The organism is Rouxiella badensis (assembly GCF_002093665.1).
GTDB classification, from domain to species: domain Bacteria; phylum Pseudomonadota; class Gammaproteobacteria; order Enterobacterales; family Enterobacteriaceae; genus Rouxiella; species Rouxiella badensis.
In genome coordinates this window covers 18,102-32,908 of record NZ_MRWE01000048.1, presented here as the reverse complement: position 1 = coordinate 32,908, position 14,807 = coordinate 18,102, and the positions used below count along the sequence as shown (strand labels likewise).

At 53.7% G+C, this 14,807-nt stretch carries 15 protein-coding genes; 11 read left to right on the top strand and 4 right to left on the bottom strand.

Features of this window, described 5'->3' with window-relative positions:
- From BS640_RS22420 to speA, 3 genes are all read right to left on the bottom strand, one after another.
- The coding region (locus BS640_RS22420) for a hypothetical protein (protein ID WP_374193410.1) at positions 1–63 on the bottom strand (63 nt) is incomplete at its 3' end.
- A gap of 305 nt (positions 64–368) precedes the next feature.
- Positions 369–1,295, bottom strand: a complete 927-nt coding sequence (gene speB / locus BS640_RS20615) for an agmatinase (protein ID WP_017491912.1) — start codon at positions 1,293–1,295, stop codon at positions 369–371.
- 56 nt (positions 1,296–1,351) lie between these two features.
- The gene (speA, locus tag BS640_RS20610) at positions 1,352–3,331 is read right to left on the bottom strand and encodes a biosynthetic arginine decarboxylase (RefSeq protein WP_017491911.1); all 1,980 of its coding nucleotides are present in this window, start codon (positions 3,329–3,331) and stop codon (positions 1,352–1,354) included.
- A gap of 844 nt (positions 3,332–4,175) precedes the next feature.
- On the opposite strand from speA, the gene metK reads away from it, so the two are divergent.
- The 8 genes from metK to ruvX all read left to right on the top strand — a co-directional run bounded on the left by metK (position 4,176) and on the right by ruvX (position 11,432).
- A complete protein-coding gene (gene metK, locus BS640_RS20600; protein WP_017491909.1) occupies positions 4,176–5,330 on the top strand; it encodes a methionine adenosyltransferase in 1,155 nt (384 codons plus the stop codon).
- 368 nt (positions 5,331–5,698) lie between these two features.
- On the top strand, positions 5,699–7,096 hold the full coding sequence (locus tag BS640_RS20595) for a sugar porter family MFS transporter (protein WP_017491908.1): 1,398 nt from the start codon (positions 5,699–5,701) through the stop codon (positions 7,094–7,096).
- Positions 7,097–7,197: 101 nt separating this feature from the next.
- Positions 7,198–7,713: a SprT family zinc-dependent metalloprotease gene (locus BS640_RS20590; RefSeq protein WP_026110536.1), complete on the top strand. Its 516-nt coding sequence runs from the start codon at positions 7,198–7,200 to the stop codon at positions 7,711–7,713.
- Between the two features lie 111 nt (positions 7,714–7,824).
- Complete coding sequence (endA, locus tag BS640_RS20585; protein ID WP_017491906.1) at positions 7,825–8,541, top strand: deoxyribonuclease I; 717 nt, start codon at positions 7,825–7,827, stop codon at positions 8,539–8,541.
- 114 nt (positions 8,542–8,655) lie between these two features.
- Positions 8,656–9,387 carry a 16S rRNA (uracil(1498)-N(3))-methyltransferase gene (rsmE, locus tag BS640_RS20580; protein WP_017491905.1) on the top strand — a complete coding sequence of 244 codons (732 nt, stop codon included), beginning with the start codon at positions 8,656–8,658 and terminating at the stop codon, positions 9,385–9,387.
- Positions 9,388–9,410: 23 nt separating this feature from the next.
- A complete protein-coding gene (gshB, locus tag BS640_RS20575) occupies positions 9,411–10,364 on the top strand; it encodes a glutathione synthase (RefSeq protein WP_017491904.1) in 954 nt (317 codons plus the stop codon).
- A 76-nt stretch (positions 10,365–10,440) separates the two neighbouring features.
- A complete protein-coding gene (locus BS640_RS20570; RefSeq protein ID WP_017491903.1) occupies positions 10,441–11,004 on the top strand; it encodes a YqgE/AlgH family protein in 564 nt (187 codons plus the stop codon).
- Positions 11,004–11,432, top strand: coding sequence for a Holliday junction resolvase RuvX (gene ruvX / locus BS640_RS20565; RefSeq protein WP_017491902.1), 429 nt, complete (start codon positions 11,004–11,006; stop codon positions 11,430–11,432). Before BS640_RS20570 ends, ruvX begins: the two co-directional genes overlap by 1 nt.
- A 16-nt stretch (positions 11,433–11,448) precedes the next feature.
- On the opposite strand, the gene BS640_RS20560 is transcribed toward ruvX, so the two are convergent.
- On the bottom strand, positions 11,449–12,447 hold the full coding sequence (locus tag BS640_RS20560; protein WP_017491901.1) for a type IV pilus twitching motility protein PilT: 999 nt from the start codon (positions 12,445–12,447) through the stop codon (positions 11,449–11,451).
- Positions 12,448–12,468: 21 nt separating this feature from the next.
- Here BS640_RS20560 and BS640_RS20555 point away from each other — a divergent pair, with 21 nt between their 5' ends.
- The 3 genes from BS640_RS20555 (at position 12,469) to BS640_RS20545 (ending at position 14,755) form a co-directional block, all read left to right on the top strand.
- Complete coding sequence (locus BS640_RS20555) at positions 12,469–13,182, top strand: YggS family pyridoxal phosphate-dependent enzyme (RefSeq protein ID WP_084913252.1); 714 nt, start codon at positions 12,469–12,471, stop codon at positions 13,180–13,182.
- A 78-nt stretch (positions 13,183–13,260) separates the two neighbouring features.
- Positions 13,261–14,082: a pyrroline-5-carboxylate reductase gene (proC, locus tag BS640_RS20550; protein ID WP_084913251.1), complete on the top strand. Its 822-nt coding sequence runs from the start codon at positions 13,261–13,263 to the stop codon at positions 14,080–14,082.
- A gap of 118 nt (positions 14,083–14,200) precedes the next feature.
- On the top strand, positions 14,201–14,755 hold the full coding sequence (locus BS640_RS20545) for a YggT family protein (protein WP_017491898.1): 555 nt from the start codon (positions 14,201–14,203) through the stop codon (positions 14,753–14,755).
- Positions 14,756–14,807 lie beyond the last annotated feature (52 nt).

Sequence of the window (14,807 nt, the reverse complement as noted above, 5' to 3'; positions counted from 1 at the left end):
TTTCTGCACGGCGTCCATGCTGAGTGCGCGGATAGCGTTCGCAAGCTCTTTACGAGAGGACATGTTCTACTCCAGGTCGGATTAAAAAAGCAGTCGAAAAAATCATTTTCTCAGACTACGTATTAAAACGGCAATCTCTATTACTGCACGGGACACACTTCAGAAAACAAGCGCTTTGGGCAGAGAGTGTTTAGTCTACCCAACTATATCGCCCCCGCTGTTAAAAACCAATCACGGCACACGGCTTATAAGGAGATGTTGTTTTCGCTGCGGTTTTATAAATATCGGTGCGGGATCGAGACAGAAAGAAACAAAAAGACCCGGCAATGCCGGGTCTCGTGTACGTGTTAGTCAGAAGGTTAAAACGCTTACGCGCCTTTTTTATCCGCCTGCACGTGAAGCATTTCCAGGGCCAGCGTCGCCGCGGCCAGCGCAGTGATGTCAGACTGGTCGTAGGCTGGGGCAACTTCAACGATGTCCATACCCACGATGTCGAGGTCCAGATTCTTCAGGCCGCGAACCAGCTTCAGCGCACGGTCAGAGGTCAGGCCGCCGATCACTGGCGTACCGGTGCCAGGCGCGTGCGCCGGGTCCAGACAGTCGATGTCGAAGCTCAGATACACCGGCAGGTCACCAACAATCTGCTTAACCTGCGCCAAAATATCGTCAACGGTGCGGTCATTGACCTGAGCGGCGTCGAGAACGGTGAAACCGAGATCTTTGTCGAACTCGGTACGGATACCAATCTGCACCGAGTTCTCGGCAGAGATTAGCCCTTCTTTCGGCGCATGATAGAACATGGTGCCGTGGTCGAATTTGCTGCCGTTGGAGTAGGTATCGGTGTGCGCATCGAAGTGAACCAGCGCCATCTTGCCGAATTTCTTGAAGTGCGAGCGCAGCAGCGGCAGCGTCACAAAGTGGTCACCGCCGAAGGACAGCATGCGTTTGCCGGAGGCCAGCAGCTTGTCGGCGTGCTCTTCAAGATTGTTGACCAAGCTCTGTGCATCACCGAACTCGTAAACTACGTCGCCGCAGTCAACCACATTCAGGCGCTCACGCAGGTCGAAATCCCACGGCCAGCGCTTGCCTTCCCACGCAAGATTGACGGATACCTGACGGATAGCCGCCGGGCCCAGACGCGAACCTGAACGACCAGAAGTCGCCATGTCGAAAGGAATACCGGTGATCACCCACTCGGCATCGCTGTCGTACGGTTCGAAATTAACCGGGAAACGCAGAAAACCAAACGCGTTGGAAACCAGCGAGTTATCAAACTTATGTCCCAAAGTGCTCATGACTTATCCTTATATAAAGCCTCGCACGAGCGATGTTCGGCGAGGCTGTTCTTAACTTATTCGTCTTCTAAGTAGGTATAACCGTAGAGACCGCTCTCGAACTCTTCGATGAACTGCAGCTGCAGGTCGGCGTCGAGATCGGTTTCTTTAACCTGATCGCGGAAGCGGGCCAGCAGTACGTTCGGGTCCAACTGTACGTATTCGAGCATGTCGGCCACGGTGTCGCCTTCGTCAGACTGCTGGACTTCGATGGTGCCGTCAGGGAAGACAAACACGTCTACCGCAGCAGTATCACCGAACAGGTTGTGCATGTTGCCAAGGATTTCCTGGTAAGCACCAACCATAAAGAAGCCCAACGCCGGAGGATTTTCCGGATCATAAGGCGGCATCGGCATGGTCGTTGCTACGCCGTCGCCGTCAACATAGTGGTCGATAATCCCGTCGGAGTCACAGGTAATGTCGAGCAGCACGGCGCGGCCAACCGGTGGCTTGTCGAGGCCTTCCAACGGCAGCACCGGGAACAGCTGATCGATACCCCACGCGTCCGGCATTGACTGGAACAGCGAGAAGTTAACGTACAGCTTATCGGCCATGCGCTCCTGTAGCTCGTCAATGATTGGACGGTGCGCACGGTTGCTCGGGTCAAGCTGCTGCTGAATCATGTTGCAGATATTCAGGTAGATCTCTTCCGCCCAGGCGCGCTGAGTCAGGTCCAGAATACCGTGCGCGTACTGCGAGTGAACGTCGTGCAGGTCCATCTGGCAGTCGTGCAGCCACTCACGCAGCGAACGACGGTTTTCAGGATCGTGCATCTCGTTCCAGGTATCCCACATGCTCAGCAGCGCGCGCGGCGCATCGGCAGCAGGGGCAACTGGCGGAGTAAACTCGTTGCGCTCAACGCCGATAACGTTGGACACCAGCACGGTGTGGTGCGCGGTAACCGCACGGCCAGACTCGGTGATGACCGTAGGGTGCGGCAGGCCGTGTTCGTTACAGGCATCACCAATACCCCAGATAACGTTGTTGGCGTATTCGTTCAGGCCATAGTTGACCGAGCAATCAGACTGGGAACGAGTCCCTTCGTAGTCGACGCCCAAGCCGCCGCCGACGTCGAAGCACTGAATGTTCACGCCAAGCTTGTGCAGTTCAACGTAGAAACGCGCCGACTCACGGACGCCAGTGGCGATGTCGCGGATGTTGGCCAACTGCGAACCCAAGTGGAAGTGCAGCAGTTGCAGACTTTCAAGACGCCCCGCTTCGCGCAGCATCTCGACCAGTTGCAGCACCTGTGCCGCCGCCAGACCGAACTTAGATTTCTCGCCGCCGCTCGACTGCCACTTGCCGGAACCCTGAGAAGACAGACGTGCACGTACGCCCAGACGCGGGATAACGTTCAGACGCTCGGCTTCTTCCAGCACCAGCTTAATCTCGCTCATCTTCTCGATGACCAGATAAACCTTGTGACCCAGCTTCTCGCCAATCAGCGCCAGACGGATGTATTCACGGTCTTTATAGCCGTTACAGACAATCACCGAACGGGTCATACCGGCGTGCGCCAGTACGGCCATCAGCTCGGCTTTAGAACCGGCCTCAAGGCCCAGCGGCTCACCGGATTCAACCAGTGATTCGATGACGCGACGGTGCTGGTTTACCTTGATGGGATAAACCAGGAAATAGTCACCCTCATAGCCAAATGATTCGCGCGCGCGTTTAAACGCGGCGTTAATCGAGCGCAGACGGTGTTGCAGAATTTGTGGGAAACAGAACAACGCGGGAAGACGTTGGCCGTCCTGTTCACGCATGTCTTTAACCAGCTGGGCCAGGTCTACGCGGGCCGCAGGCACGTCCGGATCCGGACATACGCTAATGTGGCCAAGCTCATTGACGTCGTAGTAATTGTTACCCCAATAGGCAACATTGTAAGTGCGCAGCATTTTGCTGGCATCACGGTCGTTCACGGCAACCTCCTGCATGGAGCGCAAAGAAACACTGTCGCCCGCATGAGACGGACGGTGGGACTGCATGTCATCAGACATAGTTAATACCCTTTTCTACACTGACAGCATGGCCAGCCACTATCGCAGTAACAACAGGTGAGAACAACCCAGACAAAGCCGAGAAACGCCGAACAAAATTCGGTGCCTCAACCCTATAGCAAAGTTGATCACTCATATAATTGTAAATCACGTTGTCAGACTCCGTGAAACGAGTCGGGGAAACCATGGGACACACGCCCCAAAAGTCGCAGGCTACATCAAAATTTTTTCAGGAAAGGGCGGTTAACCGGCCCTGGAATCTTGAGTAGCGCCAAAATGTCTGTCGCTGACCTGTCTATATACATGCGGTGTAGAGACACGCTGTTTATAGCATCGGATAGATGACAGAATTTTTTCACAGTGGTGGGACGCAGAAATTAAATGCGTCTGCTGAGGATGCTGTTGAAATGTAACAAGCGGTAAAAAGTGGGTCATTAACCTAACCACCTCCACAGGTGCCACGCAAATCATGCGGACATCCGGCCATATAGGGCATAAAGAGAACAGTAATTACTGGAATACGCTGCGTAAATCGCTTCTGAATGAAACATGCCAGCGCGGGGGCGTTTATACCGAGAACCCTGTAAAAATGCAAAATGAAAATAAGGTGAAAGCTGTTTCGAACAGTGAATATCACGCAAATCCGGCACAATATGAATACGGGTGCAGTAAAAAAGGGCTGGCAATCACCTGACAAGCTAGCCTAAAATAGCCATCCAGATGTTAATCCGTCTACTCTGACCCACCGTCAAACGGCTTCAGGGATGGGCTCAAAATCTGTCCTATTTTCAAGCTGCCTGTTTGGCAGCAGTCTCTAACCGTCGTATGAAAGGTAAAGAAGATAATGGCTAAACACCTCTTTACGTCCGAATCTGTTTCAGAAGGACATCCAGACAAAATCGCTGACCAAATCTCTGATGCCGTTCTCGACGCGATTTTAGAACAAGATCCAAAAGCGCGCGTGGCGTGTGAGACCTACGTTAAAACCGGTATGGTTTTAGTGGGTGGCGAAGTGACTACCAGTGCGTGGGTTGATATCGAAGAAATCACCCGTAATACCGTGCGTGAAATCGGCTACATCAACTCCGAGATGGGCTTCGACGCGAACTCTTGTGCCGTGTTGAGCGCTATTGGTAAACAATCTCCTGATATTAATCAGGGTGTTGACCGCAGCGATCCGCTGGAGCAAGGTGCGGGCGACCAGGGTCTGATGTTTGGTTATGCAACCAACGAAACCGACGTGCTGATGCCAGCACCAGTTACTTACGCTCACCGTCTGGTGCAGCAGCAGGCCGCCGTACGTAAATCAGGTTCACTGCCTTGGCTGCGTCCAGATGCGAAAAGCCAGATCACCTTCCAATATGACGACGGTAAAATTGTCGGTATTGACGCGGTCGTTCTGTCGACTCAGCACTCTGAAGACGTGAATCTGAAAGACCTGCAAGAAGCGGTGATGGAAGAGATAATCAAGCCAGTTCTGCCGAGCGAATGGCTGAATGCTTCGACCAAATACCACATTAACCCGACTGGCCGTTTCGTTATCGGTGGCCCAATGGGTGACTGTGGTCTGACCGGTCGTAAAATCATCGTTGATACCTACGGCGGTATGGCGCGCCACGGTGGCGGTGCATTCTCTGGTAAAGACCCTTCGAAGGTTGACCGTTCTGCGGCCTATGCAGCTCGCTACGTTGCGAAAAACATCGTTGCTGCTGGTCTGGCTGACCGTTGTGAAATTCAGGTTTCTTACGCTATCGGCGTTGCAGAACCGACTTCCATCATGGTTGAAACCTTCGGTACCGAGAAAGTGCCTACCGAGCAACTGACCCTGCTGGTACGCGAGTTCTTTGACCTGCGTCCCTATGGCCTGATTCAGATGCTTGACCTACTGCACCCAATCTATAAAGAGACGGCTGCATACGGTCACTTCGGTCGCGAACATTTCCCATGGGAAAAAACCGACAAAGCCGCTCAGCTGCGTGAAGCTGCCGGTCTGAAATAAGTTTGGGCTAATCGCCTGAATGAGAAAGAACCCTGCCCTGGTGGCGGGGTTTTTTTATATTTGAAGGTCTTTCGGAATCGCCTCAAAATGAAAGCGGTTACAGATTATAAGTTCTTACGAATTAGATAATTACAGCAATAGTAAATAACAGTTAAACAACAATTGATTGCTTTAAATCATTGGATATACTAAAACCTTTAACCGCTAACGCGCCCACCTAAACAAAGTATTACAAAAGCTCGCCAATATACGTTTCTCCACCTCGGAATAAGTGTAAGCGATTACAACACTGTGATCTGGCGCACTTTTTGGGGCTTTAAGGGCAAATAACATATCAGGCTAAGCATTATTGTCATTTTGGAGGCAGGATGAGTATCTCAACGTCATATAAGGCAGAGAAGCGCTCTAATAAGAGTGTGACTTTTTTTGTCTGTTTTCTCGCCGCATTGGCTGGGCTGCTATTCGGTCTGGACATCGGCGTAATCGCAGGCGCATTACCCTTTATTAGTCACGATTTTCAGATTTCCAGCCACGAGCAGGAGTGGGTGGTAAGTTCCATGATGTTCGGTGCAGCCGTGGGTGCCGTAGGCAGTGGCTGGATGAACTTCCGTATTGGCCGTAAGTATAGCCTGATGATCGGTGCGGTACTGTTCGTGCTCGGCTCGCTGGCTTCTGCATTGGCGCCCAATACCGAAGTTTTGATTATCGCTCGCGTGCTGCTGGGTCTGGCGGTTGGCGTGGCATCTTACACTGCGCCTTTGTATCTTTCTGAAATTGCTCCAGAAAAAATTCGTGGCAGCATGATCTCCATGTACCAGTTGATGATTACCATCGGTATTCTGGCGGCCTACCTTTCCGACACCGGCCTGAGCTACACCGGCTCATGGCGCTGGATGCTGGGCGTGATCACCATCCCTGCCCTGCTGCTGCTGATTGGCGTATTCTTCCTGCCAGACAGCCCACGTTGGCTGGCGGCTCGCGGTAACGACGAGAAAGCGCGTCGCGTACTCGAAAAACTGCGTGATACCAGCGAGCAGGCTAAAAACGAACTGAACGAAATCCGCGAAAGTCTGAAGGTAAAACAAAGCGGCTGGGCACTGTTCACCAACAACAAAAACTTCCGCCGCGCGGTTTATCTCGGCATTCTGCTTCAGGTTATGCAGCAGTTCACCGGTATGAACGTCATCATGTACTACGCACCGAAAATCTTCGGTCTGGCCGGGTTCGCAAGCAACGCCGAGCAGATGTGGGGCACGGTAATCGTCGGTCTGGTCAACGTTCTGGCGACCTTTATCGCCATCGGTCTGGTTGACCGTTGGGGCCGTAAACCGACCCTGATTCTGGGCTTCTTGGTTATGGCCGTCGGTATGGGCGTGTTGGGCACAATGCTGCACGTTGGCGTCGAATCCATGGGCGCGAAATACTTCTCCATTGCGATGCTGCTGATGTTTATCGTTGGCTTTGCGATGAGTGCGGGTCCGCTGATTTGGGTCCTGTGTTCTGAAATCCAGCCGCTTAAGGGCCGCGATTTTGGTATCACCGTATCAACCGCGACCAACTGGATTGCCAACATGATTGTCGGTGCAACCTTCCTGACCATGCTTGATAGCCTGGGCAATGCCAACACCTTCTGGGTGTACGGCGGTCTGAACCTGGTGTTTATCTTCATCACCCTGGCGTTGATTCCGGAAACTAAAAACGTTTCTCTGGAACACATCGAGCGCAACCTGATGAGCGGTAAACCGCTGAAAAACATTGGCGACTAGTCTTCCCGCTGATTAATCTGCAAAGGCGCTCATTGAGCGCCTTTGCTATTTACGGCCCAATCCGCTTGCACAAACCTCGGCGTCAGATTTATGCTTTAATGATGAAAAGCACCAGAATCCCGATTGCCCTGCAACAAGCCGTAATGCGCTGCCTGCGTGAGAAATTACAGCTTGCCAACCAGAAACTCAAAACCGCGTATCCTGAACCTGAACTCAACTATCAGCAACGAGGTACCAGCGCGGGTACCGCGTACCTGCAATACTGGCAAATTCGCCTCAATCCCGTCTTGTTGCTCGAAAACCAACAGGCGTTCGTAGACGAAGTTGTGCCGCACGAGCTCGCGCACCTGCTGGTCTATAAACATTTTGGCCGCGCGGCGGCCCCGCACGGTAAGGAGTGGCGCTGGATGATGGAATCCGTGCTTGAGGTCTCAGCCAGCCGCACGCACCAATTCACCGTGACCTCGGTACAGAGCAAAACCTATCCCTATGTCTGCCAGTGCCGTGACCATCAACTCACCGTGCGTCGCCACAATAAAGTCCTGCGTCAAGAGGCTGAATATCGCTGTAGCCACTGTGGAACATTACTGCGCTTCAAGGCCGCCCACCCTCATTAAAGACGCGACTAAGCCAATCGTTTAACTCATTAAAATATATCAGTTATCTCATTGATAGCCTGTTTGACATCCGCTACCCTGCCCGCTTTGAATATCAGGCTGCTCTGGAATATGTCTCGTAAAATTTTGCTGTTGTTGCCCCTCTTTGCACTCTCGTCTTTTAACGCATTTAGCCGCTCCACCGAGGGCGTTACTATTAATAACTTCAGCCAGGCGAAGGCTGCAGCGGTTAAAGTTAATCACGATGCACCGACCTTTTACTGCGGCTGTAGGGTGAGCTGGAGCGGCAAAAAAGGGACGCCTGACCTCCAGTCGTGCGGCTACAGTGTGCGTAAAAATGCCCAGCGCGCCGACAGGATCGAGTGGGAGCACGTGGTCCCGGCATGGGAATTTGGACACCAGCGCCAGTGCTGGCAGAACGGCGGGCGTAAGGACTGCGCCAAAGACGCGGGCTATCGCCAGATTGAAACCGACCTGCATAATTTGCAACCCGCGATAGGTGAGGTTAACGGCGACCGCAATAACTTCCAGTACGGCCAATGGAATGGAACTGCGACCCAATACGGACGCTGTGAGATGAAGATCGATTTTAAAAACAAGGTTGCAGAACCCCCTGCTCGCGCCCGTGGTGCTATTGCACGCACCTATTTCTACATGCGTGACCGTTACCATCTGAACCTGTCGCGTCAACAAACGCAGCTGTTTACCGCCTGGGATAAGCTGTATCCCGTGACGCCATGGGAGTGTGAGCGCGATAATCGCATCGCCGCGATTCAGGGGAATCACAACAACTATGTTCAGCAGGCTTGCCAGCGGGGAAACAGCTAACCTACTATATCTCCCTATAATGCCTGTCATGCACGTTCCGCCCCGCACTCTGGTCGAACGTGCTGCCTAATAGCGCCTCGGCGCTGTTTTTTTATCAAAGGATCACAGCCTCACATGCGAATACCCCGCATTTTTCATCCTGAGCTTCTGAGCGCGCATAGCGAAGTTGTCCTCAGCGAAGACGCCGCAAATCACGTCGGCCGTGTACTGCGCATGCAACCGGGGCAGCTTATCCAGCTGTTCGACGGATCCAATCAGGTCTTTGAAGCCAGCCTGACTCAGGTCGACAAAAAGAGCGTGCGTGTGCAGCTCGGTGACGCTGAGTGGGTTAATAACGAATCGCCGCTTAATCTGCATCTGGGCCAGGTTATTTCGCGCGGCGAGAAGATGGAATTTACCATTCAGAAATCCATCGAACTGGGCGTTAATACCATTACGCCTCTGTTTTCGGAGCGCTGCGGGGTGAAGCTTGACGGTGAACGTCTGGCGAAAAAGCTGCAACAGTGGCAAAAAATCGCGATTGCCGCCTGTGAACAGTGTGGACGCAACCGCGTGCCAGAGATACGTGAAGCGATGCCTCTGGAGCAATGGTGCGCCGAGCAGGACAACAGTCTTAAGCTTAATTTGCATCCTCGTGCCAGCCACAGCATCAATACGCTGCCGCTACCGGTAGAACATGTGCGATTATTGATTGGTCCTGAAGGCGGACTGACCGCCGATGAGATTGCGATGACCACGGGCTACGGATTTACTGATATCCTGTTAGGACCGCGCGTTTTACGCACAGAAACAACAGCGCTCACCGCCATCACCGCCCTGCAGGTGCGTTTTGGCGACCTGGGCTAGAAGCAGGCTCTAAAGGAGAGATGATGATTAAGCTTGGCATCGTGATGGACCCGATTTCGTCCATCAACATCAAGAAAGACACCAGCTTCGCCATGTTGCTGGAAGCCCAGCGTCGCGGCTATGAACTGCACTACATGGAGATGAACTCGCTTTATCTTCGCGGCGGCGAAGGCCGTGCGCAGACCCGTAAGCTGCTGGTCAAACAAGATTACGAAAGCTGGTATCAGTTTGGCGACGAGCAGGACATCGCCCTGCAAGACCTCGACGTTGTGCTGATGCGTAAAGATCCCCCGTTCGATACCGAGTTCATCTACGCAACCTACATTCTTGAGCGCGCAGAAGAAAAAGGCACGCTTATCGTCAACAAGCCGCAGAGCCTGCGCGACTGTAATGAGAAGCTGTTCACCGCCTGGTTCCCTGAACTGACGCCGGACACGCTGGTTACCCGCAACGCCTCGCAGCTGAAGACATTCTATAAAGAACATAGCGACGTCATCCTTAAGCCGCTCGACGGCATGGGCGGCGCGTCTATTTTCCGCCTGAAGCCTGAAGATGCCAACGTCTCGGTCATTATCGAGACCCTGACCGAACACGGCAGCCGCTACTGCATGGCGCAAAACTATCTGCCAGCCATTAAAGACGGCGACAAACGTGTACTGGTGGTCGACGGCGAACCGGTGCCTTATTGCCTGGCTCGTATCCCGTCCCAGGGCGAAACCCGTGGCAATCTGGCCGCCGGTGGACGTGGTGAAGCGCGCCCCCTGAGCGAAAGCGATTGGGCGATTGCACGCACCGTGGCACCTACGCTGAAGAAAAAAGGCCTGATCTTTGTCGGTCTCGATATCATCGGCGATCGTCTGACCGAGATTAACGTCACCAGCCCAACCTGCGTTCGTGAAATCGAAGCTGCGTTCCCGGATATCTCTATCACCGGAATGTTGATGGACGCTATCGAAGCCCGCCTCGCCGCTCGTTAATTTGCCATCTGTGGCGGCAAGACGCTTTGCCGCCTGCTATTATTTTTATAGCCTACCGAAAAAGCATATAAAATTTATGAACCTACAGCATCACTTTCTTATTGCCATGCCCGGACTGGATGAACCCCTGTTCAAACGTTCGGTTATCTACGTGTGCGAGCACAATGAAGACGGCGCAATGGGTCTGGTGATCAATAAACTGGTCGAGGACTTCACGGTTAAAAACGTGCTCGACAAGTTAGACATCGACCCGACGCCGCGCGATCCTTCTATTAATCTCGACAGGCCGGTGTTCTCTGGCGGCCCGCTGGCGGACGATCGTGGATTCATTCTCCACACGCCGTGCAACAATTTTGGCTCCAGCATTCAGATTTCCGATCAAACAATGATTACCACGTCAAAAGACGTGCTCGAAACGCTGGGTACGCCAGATCAACCTAAAGACGTGTTGGTTGCTCTGGGCTACGCTGCCTGGGAGCAGGGCCAGCTCGAACAGGAACTGCTGAACAACAGCTGGCTGACCATAGAAGCCAACAGCGACATCATTTTCAGAACGCCTATCGCTGAACGCTGGCGTGAAGCGGCCAAAATGATCGGCATCGAAGTCAGCCAACTCGCGACCCACGCAGGCCACGCATAATGGGCAATCGCACGCTGTTTGCCTTCGACTTCGGCACCAAAAGCATCGGTCTGGCTATCGGCCAGGAGGTCACCGGTACCGCGCGTCCGTTGACCTCTTTCAAAGCTCAGGACGGCACACCCGACTGGCAGAAAATCGAGAAGCTGCTCAAGGAGTGGCAACCCGATCTGGTTATCGTCGGGCTTCCTCTCAATATGGACGGCACCGAACAACCTTTAACCGCCAGAGCCCGCAAGTTTGCCAACCGCCTGCACGGCCGCTTTGGCGTGCAGGTGGAGCTGCACGATGAGCGTCTAAGTACCGTAGAGGCGCGTGCCGACCTGTTTGAGCGAGGCGGTTTCCGCGCCCTGGATAAAGGCAGCGTTGACGCGGCGTCTGCGGTTATCATCCTCGAAAGTTGGTTCGAGAATCAGTGGAACAAACCCTGAGGCCGTTAATGCCCCATTAGTCTGCAAGCAACCCCGCGCTCACGCGCTGCTGCCTGCACTGCTCAAAGGTCTGCATGCCGGCTTCACCGCCGGTTTGCAGGCTGTCCTGCAACTGATGCGTCTTTCCCTCACGAATCAAATTACGGACCGCCGGTGTCGAGGTCAGCATCTCATATAACGCAACCCTGCCGCCCTGCTTAGCGGTCAGCAGTTTTTGCGCCAATATGCCACGCAGGCTTCCGGCAAGCTGTGCGCGGACGAAGGCCTTTTCGTCGGCGGGAAAGACGTCAATTAGCCGGTCAACGGCCTGTGCGGCATGGCGAGCATGAAGCGTGGCCAGCACCAGATGCCCCGTTTCGGCGGCGGTTAACGCCAGTCGAATACTGTCGCTGTCGCGAAGTTCGCCGAGCAGCAGTACATCAGGATCCTCTCGCAGCGCAGCGCGTATGGCCTGTACAAATGAAGGCGTATGAGTGCCCAGCTCACGCTGTTGAATTAAACAACGGTCGCTGGTGTGCAAGAATTCAATCGGGTCTTCCAAGGTGATAATGTGCCGTGTGCGGGTCTGATTGAGGTGGCCAATCATCGCCGCCAGCGTGGTCGATTTACCGCTGCCGGTGGCACCGGTAATCAGAATCAGGCCATCTTCGTGTTCACTGAGCCGGCGCAGAATATCGGGGGCATTCAAGTCTGCAAGACTCGGGCAACGCTGCGGCAGCGGTCGCAGCGCCGCCGAGAGCCCGGAGAATTGGCGAAAGAAGTTAACCCTGATACGCCTGCCGCTTGCCAGCGTAACCGCCGCGTCGGCCTGCCCAAGCTGTTTTAACTCAATTTGCTGGGCGTCGCCGAGCCACTCCTCACTGAGCGCCACCATCTGCGCAGGGGTGAGACGTTCGGAATATTGGCCGCCGATCAGTTCTCCGTCAATGCGTAACATAGGCAACTGACCGGTACAAAGGTGCAGATCCGAGGCGTTTTGCTTTACACTAAGCTCCACAAAATTACTGATATCCATTTGAAACACTCCTGAGCCAATATGAATCAACGTCAGCATTCAGCTATTGCGGAAAATCTACAGCAAGTCAGAGAGCGTATCGCCTCTTCTGCCGCCCTTTGCGAGCGGTCTCCAGAAGAAATTACGCTGCTTGCAGTCAGTAAAACCAAACCTGCGAGCGCTATCGAAGAAGCAATCACCGCCGGGCAACTGGCCTTTGGTGAAAACTATGTTCAGGAAGGGGTAGAGAAAGTCGCCGCCTTCAGCAACCACCAGCCCCCGCTGGTCTGGCACTTTATTGGCCCACTACAGTCTAATAAAAGCCGTCTGGTCGCCGAGAATTTCGACTGGTGCCACACCCTCGATCGCCTGAAAATCGCGCAGCGCCTCAACGAACAGCGTCCCAAAGACAAAGCGCCTTTGCAGGTGCTGATTCAGGTCAACATCAGCGATGAGCAGAGCAAATCAGGGATTTCTCTTGCAGAAGTGCCGCAGCTGGCCGCCGATATCGCAGCGATGCCTCATCTCATGCTGCGCGGCCTGATGGCTATTCCCGCGGCAGAAACCGATTACGACAGCCAACTGGCCGTTTTCCGCCAGATGACCGAAGCTTTTAACAGCCTCAAACTCAGTTATCCTCAGATTGATACGCTGTCGATGGGAATGACCGACGACATGCCCGCCGCCATCGCCGCAGGCAGCACGATGGTTCGCATCGGTACGGCAATTTTCGGCGCACGCGATTATTCCGCGTAAGCCTGAAATCTGCATCAGGCAAAAACGAGCGCAGTGCACTCCGCTGCGACCAGATACGACGTGTAGTTAGGGAGAGTTATGCAACATCGTAAACTATGTTTCATCGGCGCCGGTAACATGGCTGGAGCCATCATCGCAGGTCTGGTTACCAGCGGTTATCCAGCCAGTCTGATCAGCGTCTGCGCGCCTTCAAACAAAAACCGTGATGCGTTGGCCGAGAAATATGGCATCCACAGCAGCAGCGATAATATCGCCTGCGCAGGCGATGCCGAGGTGGTGGTGCTGGCGGTAAAACCGCAGCTCATGGCCGACGTCTGCAAGGATTTGCATCAGCACATCGACTTCAGCAACAAGCTGGTTCTGTCGATTGCCGCCGGTGTCAGCGTTGAGCGCTTCTATGCACTGCTGGGCAAAGATCTGAATATCGTACGCATTATGCCAAATACCCCGTCTCTGGTCGGCAAAGGCATGAGCGGGCTTTATGCCCCGTCGCAGGTGAGCGAACAAGACCGCGAATACAGCAGCGAGCTGATGACCGCCGTCGGCAAAATCTGTTGGGTTGATAGCGAAGAAGGCATCAATCAAGTGATCGCCGCCGCAGGCAGCGCACCGGCCTATTTCTTCCTATTTATGGAAGCGATGCAGCAAGAGGCCCAGCGTCAGGGTCTGAGTGCCAACAGTGCGCGCCTGCTGGTTCAGCAGGCCGCAAGCGGTGCCGCGGCGCTGGTTGAAGCCAACCCGGAGACGCCGCTGTCTACGCTTCGGGAGAATGTGACTTCCAAAGGTGGCACAACCTTCGAAGCACTAAAAGTATTTAATGAGCGTGAACTGACCGCTATCGTAGCAGAGGCAATGCAGGCGGCAGTTCACCGCGCTCAGGAAATGGAAAAACTTTTCTAGTTTTCAGGCCGTACGCTTCAGATATGGCCTGCTGCGGCAGGCCGATATCCTCTAGGGACAAAATCCAATTAATTCAAAGCATCACTTTGAATTGTTCATCACAAGAATAAGGTTATTTATGCTCACGCTGACTTTTCTGGTCAAAACACTGATTGACCTCTATGTCATGGTTTTACTTTTACGCATCTGGATGCAGTGGGCGAGAACCGATTTTTATAATCCCTTCTCGCAATTTGTTGTTAAAATAACCCAACCGATTATTGGGCCGCTGCGCCGAATTATTCCCCCACTGGGTCCCATCGACAGCGCATCGTTGCTACTGGCTTTCCTGCTGATGACGATTAAGTATCCTCTGCTGCTGTTGATTCAGGGCGGTGGCATCTCACTCAGCCCGTATAACCTGCTGTTTGGGCTAATAGCGCTGGTCAAGTCCGCCGGCTATCTGGTGTTCTGGCTTATCATTATTCGTTCTCTGATGAGCTGGGTGAGTCAGGGCCGTGGCGCGATGGATTACGTACTGATGCAGCTGACCGAACCCCTGATGGCGCCAATCCGTCGTATTATTCCGGCGATGGGCGGCATCGATTTCTCGGCGATGGTGGTTATCCTTATTCTGTATATGCTGAACTACCTCGGCATGGATCTGTTGGGCGAGCTCTGGTTCCTGCTTTAATCCAGGGTCGCTAAAACGCGGCGGCCAGAGACGCTCTGCTCGCCGCGTAAAA

What these genes read in the sequence shown, in the direction of transcription:
- BS640_RS20595 (WP_017491908.1), top strand. Translation starts at nt 5,699, where the DNA reads ATGAGTATCTCAACGTCATATAAGGCAGAGAAGCGCTCTAATAAGAGT.
- BS640_RS20560 (WP_017491901.1), bottom strand. Translation starts at nt 12,447, where the DNA reads ATGGATATCAGTAATTTTGTGGAGCTTAGTGTAAAGCAAAACGCCTCG.
- rsmE (WP_017491905.1), top strand. Translation starts at nt 8,656, where the DNA reads ATGCGAATACCCCGCATTTTTCATCCTGAGCTTCTGAGCGCGCATAGC.
- BS640_RS20555 (WP_084913252.1), top strand. Translation starts at nt 12,469, where the DNA reads ATGAATCAACGTCAGCATTCAGCTATTGCGGAAAATCTACAGCAAGTC.
- speA (WP_017491911.1), bottom strand. Translation starts at nt 3,331, where the DNA reads ATGTCTGATGACATGCAGTCCCACCGTCCGTCTCATGCGGGCGACAGT.
- BS640_RS20570 (WP_017491903.1), top strand. Translation starts at nt 10,441, where the DNA reads ATGAACCTACAGCATCACTTTCTTATTGCCATGCCCGGACTGGATGAA.
- metK (WP_017491909.1), top strand. Translation starts at nt 4,176, where the DNA reads ATGGCTAAACACCTCTTTACGTCCGAATCTGTTTCAGAAGGACATCCA.
- ruvX (WP_017491902.1), top strand. Translation starts at nt 11,004, where the DNA reads ATGGGCAATCGCACGCTGTTTGCCTTCGACTTCGGCACCAAAAGCATC.
- speB (WP_017491912.1), bottom strand. Translation starts at nt 1,295, where the DNA reads ATGAGCACTTTGGGACATAAGTTTGATAACTCGCTGGTTTCCAACGCG.
- BS640_RS20590 (WP_026110536.1), top strand. Translation starts at nt 7,198, where the DNA reads ATGAAAAGCACCAGAATCCCGATTGCCCTGCAACAAGCCGTAATGCGC.
- endA (WP_017491906.1), top strand. Translation starts at nt 7,825, where the DNA reads ATGTCTCGTAAAATTTTGCTGTTGTTGCCCCTCTTTGCACTCTCGTCT.
- gshB (WP_017491904.1), top strand. Translation starts at nt 9,411, where the DNA reads ATGATTAAGCTTGGCATCGTGATGGACCCGATTTCGTCCATCAACATC.
- proC (WP_084913251.1), top strand. Translation starts at nt 13,261, where the DNA reads ATGCAACATCGTAAACTATGTTTCATCGGCGCCGGTAACATGGCTGGA.
- BS640_RS20545 (WP_017491898.1), top strand. Translation starts at nt 14,201, where the DNA reads ATGCTCACGCTGACTTTTCTGGTCAAAACACTGATTGACCTCTATGTC.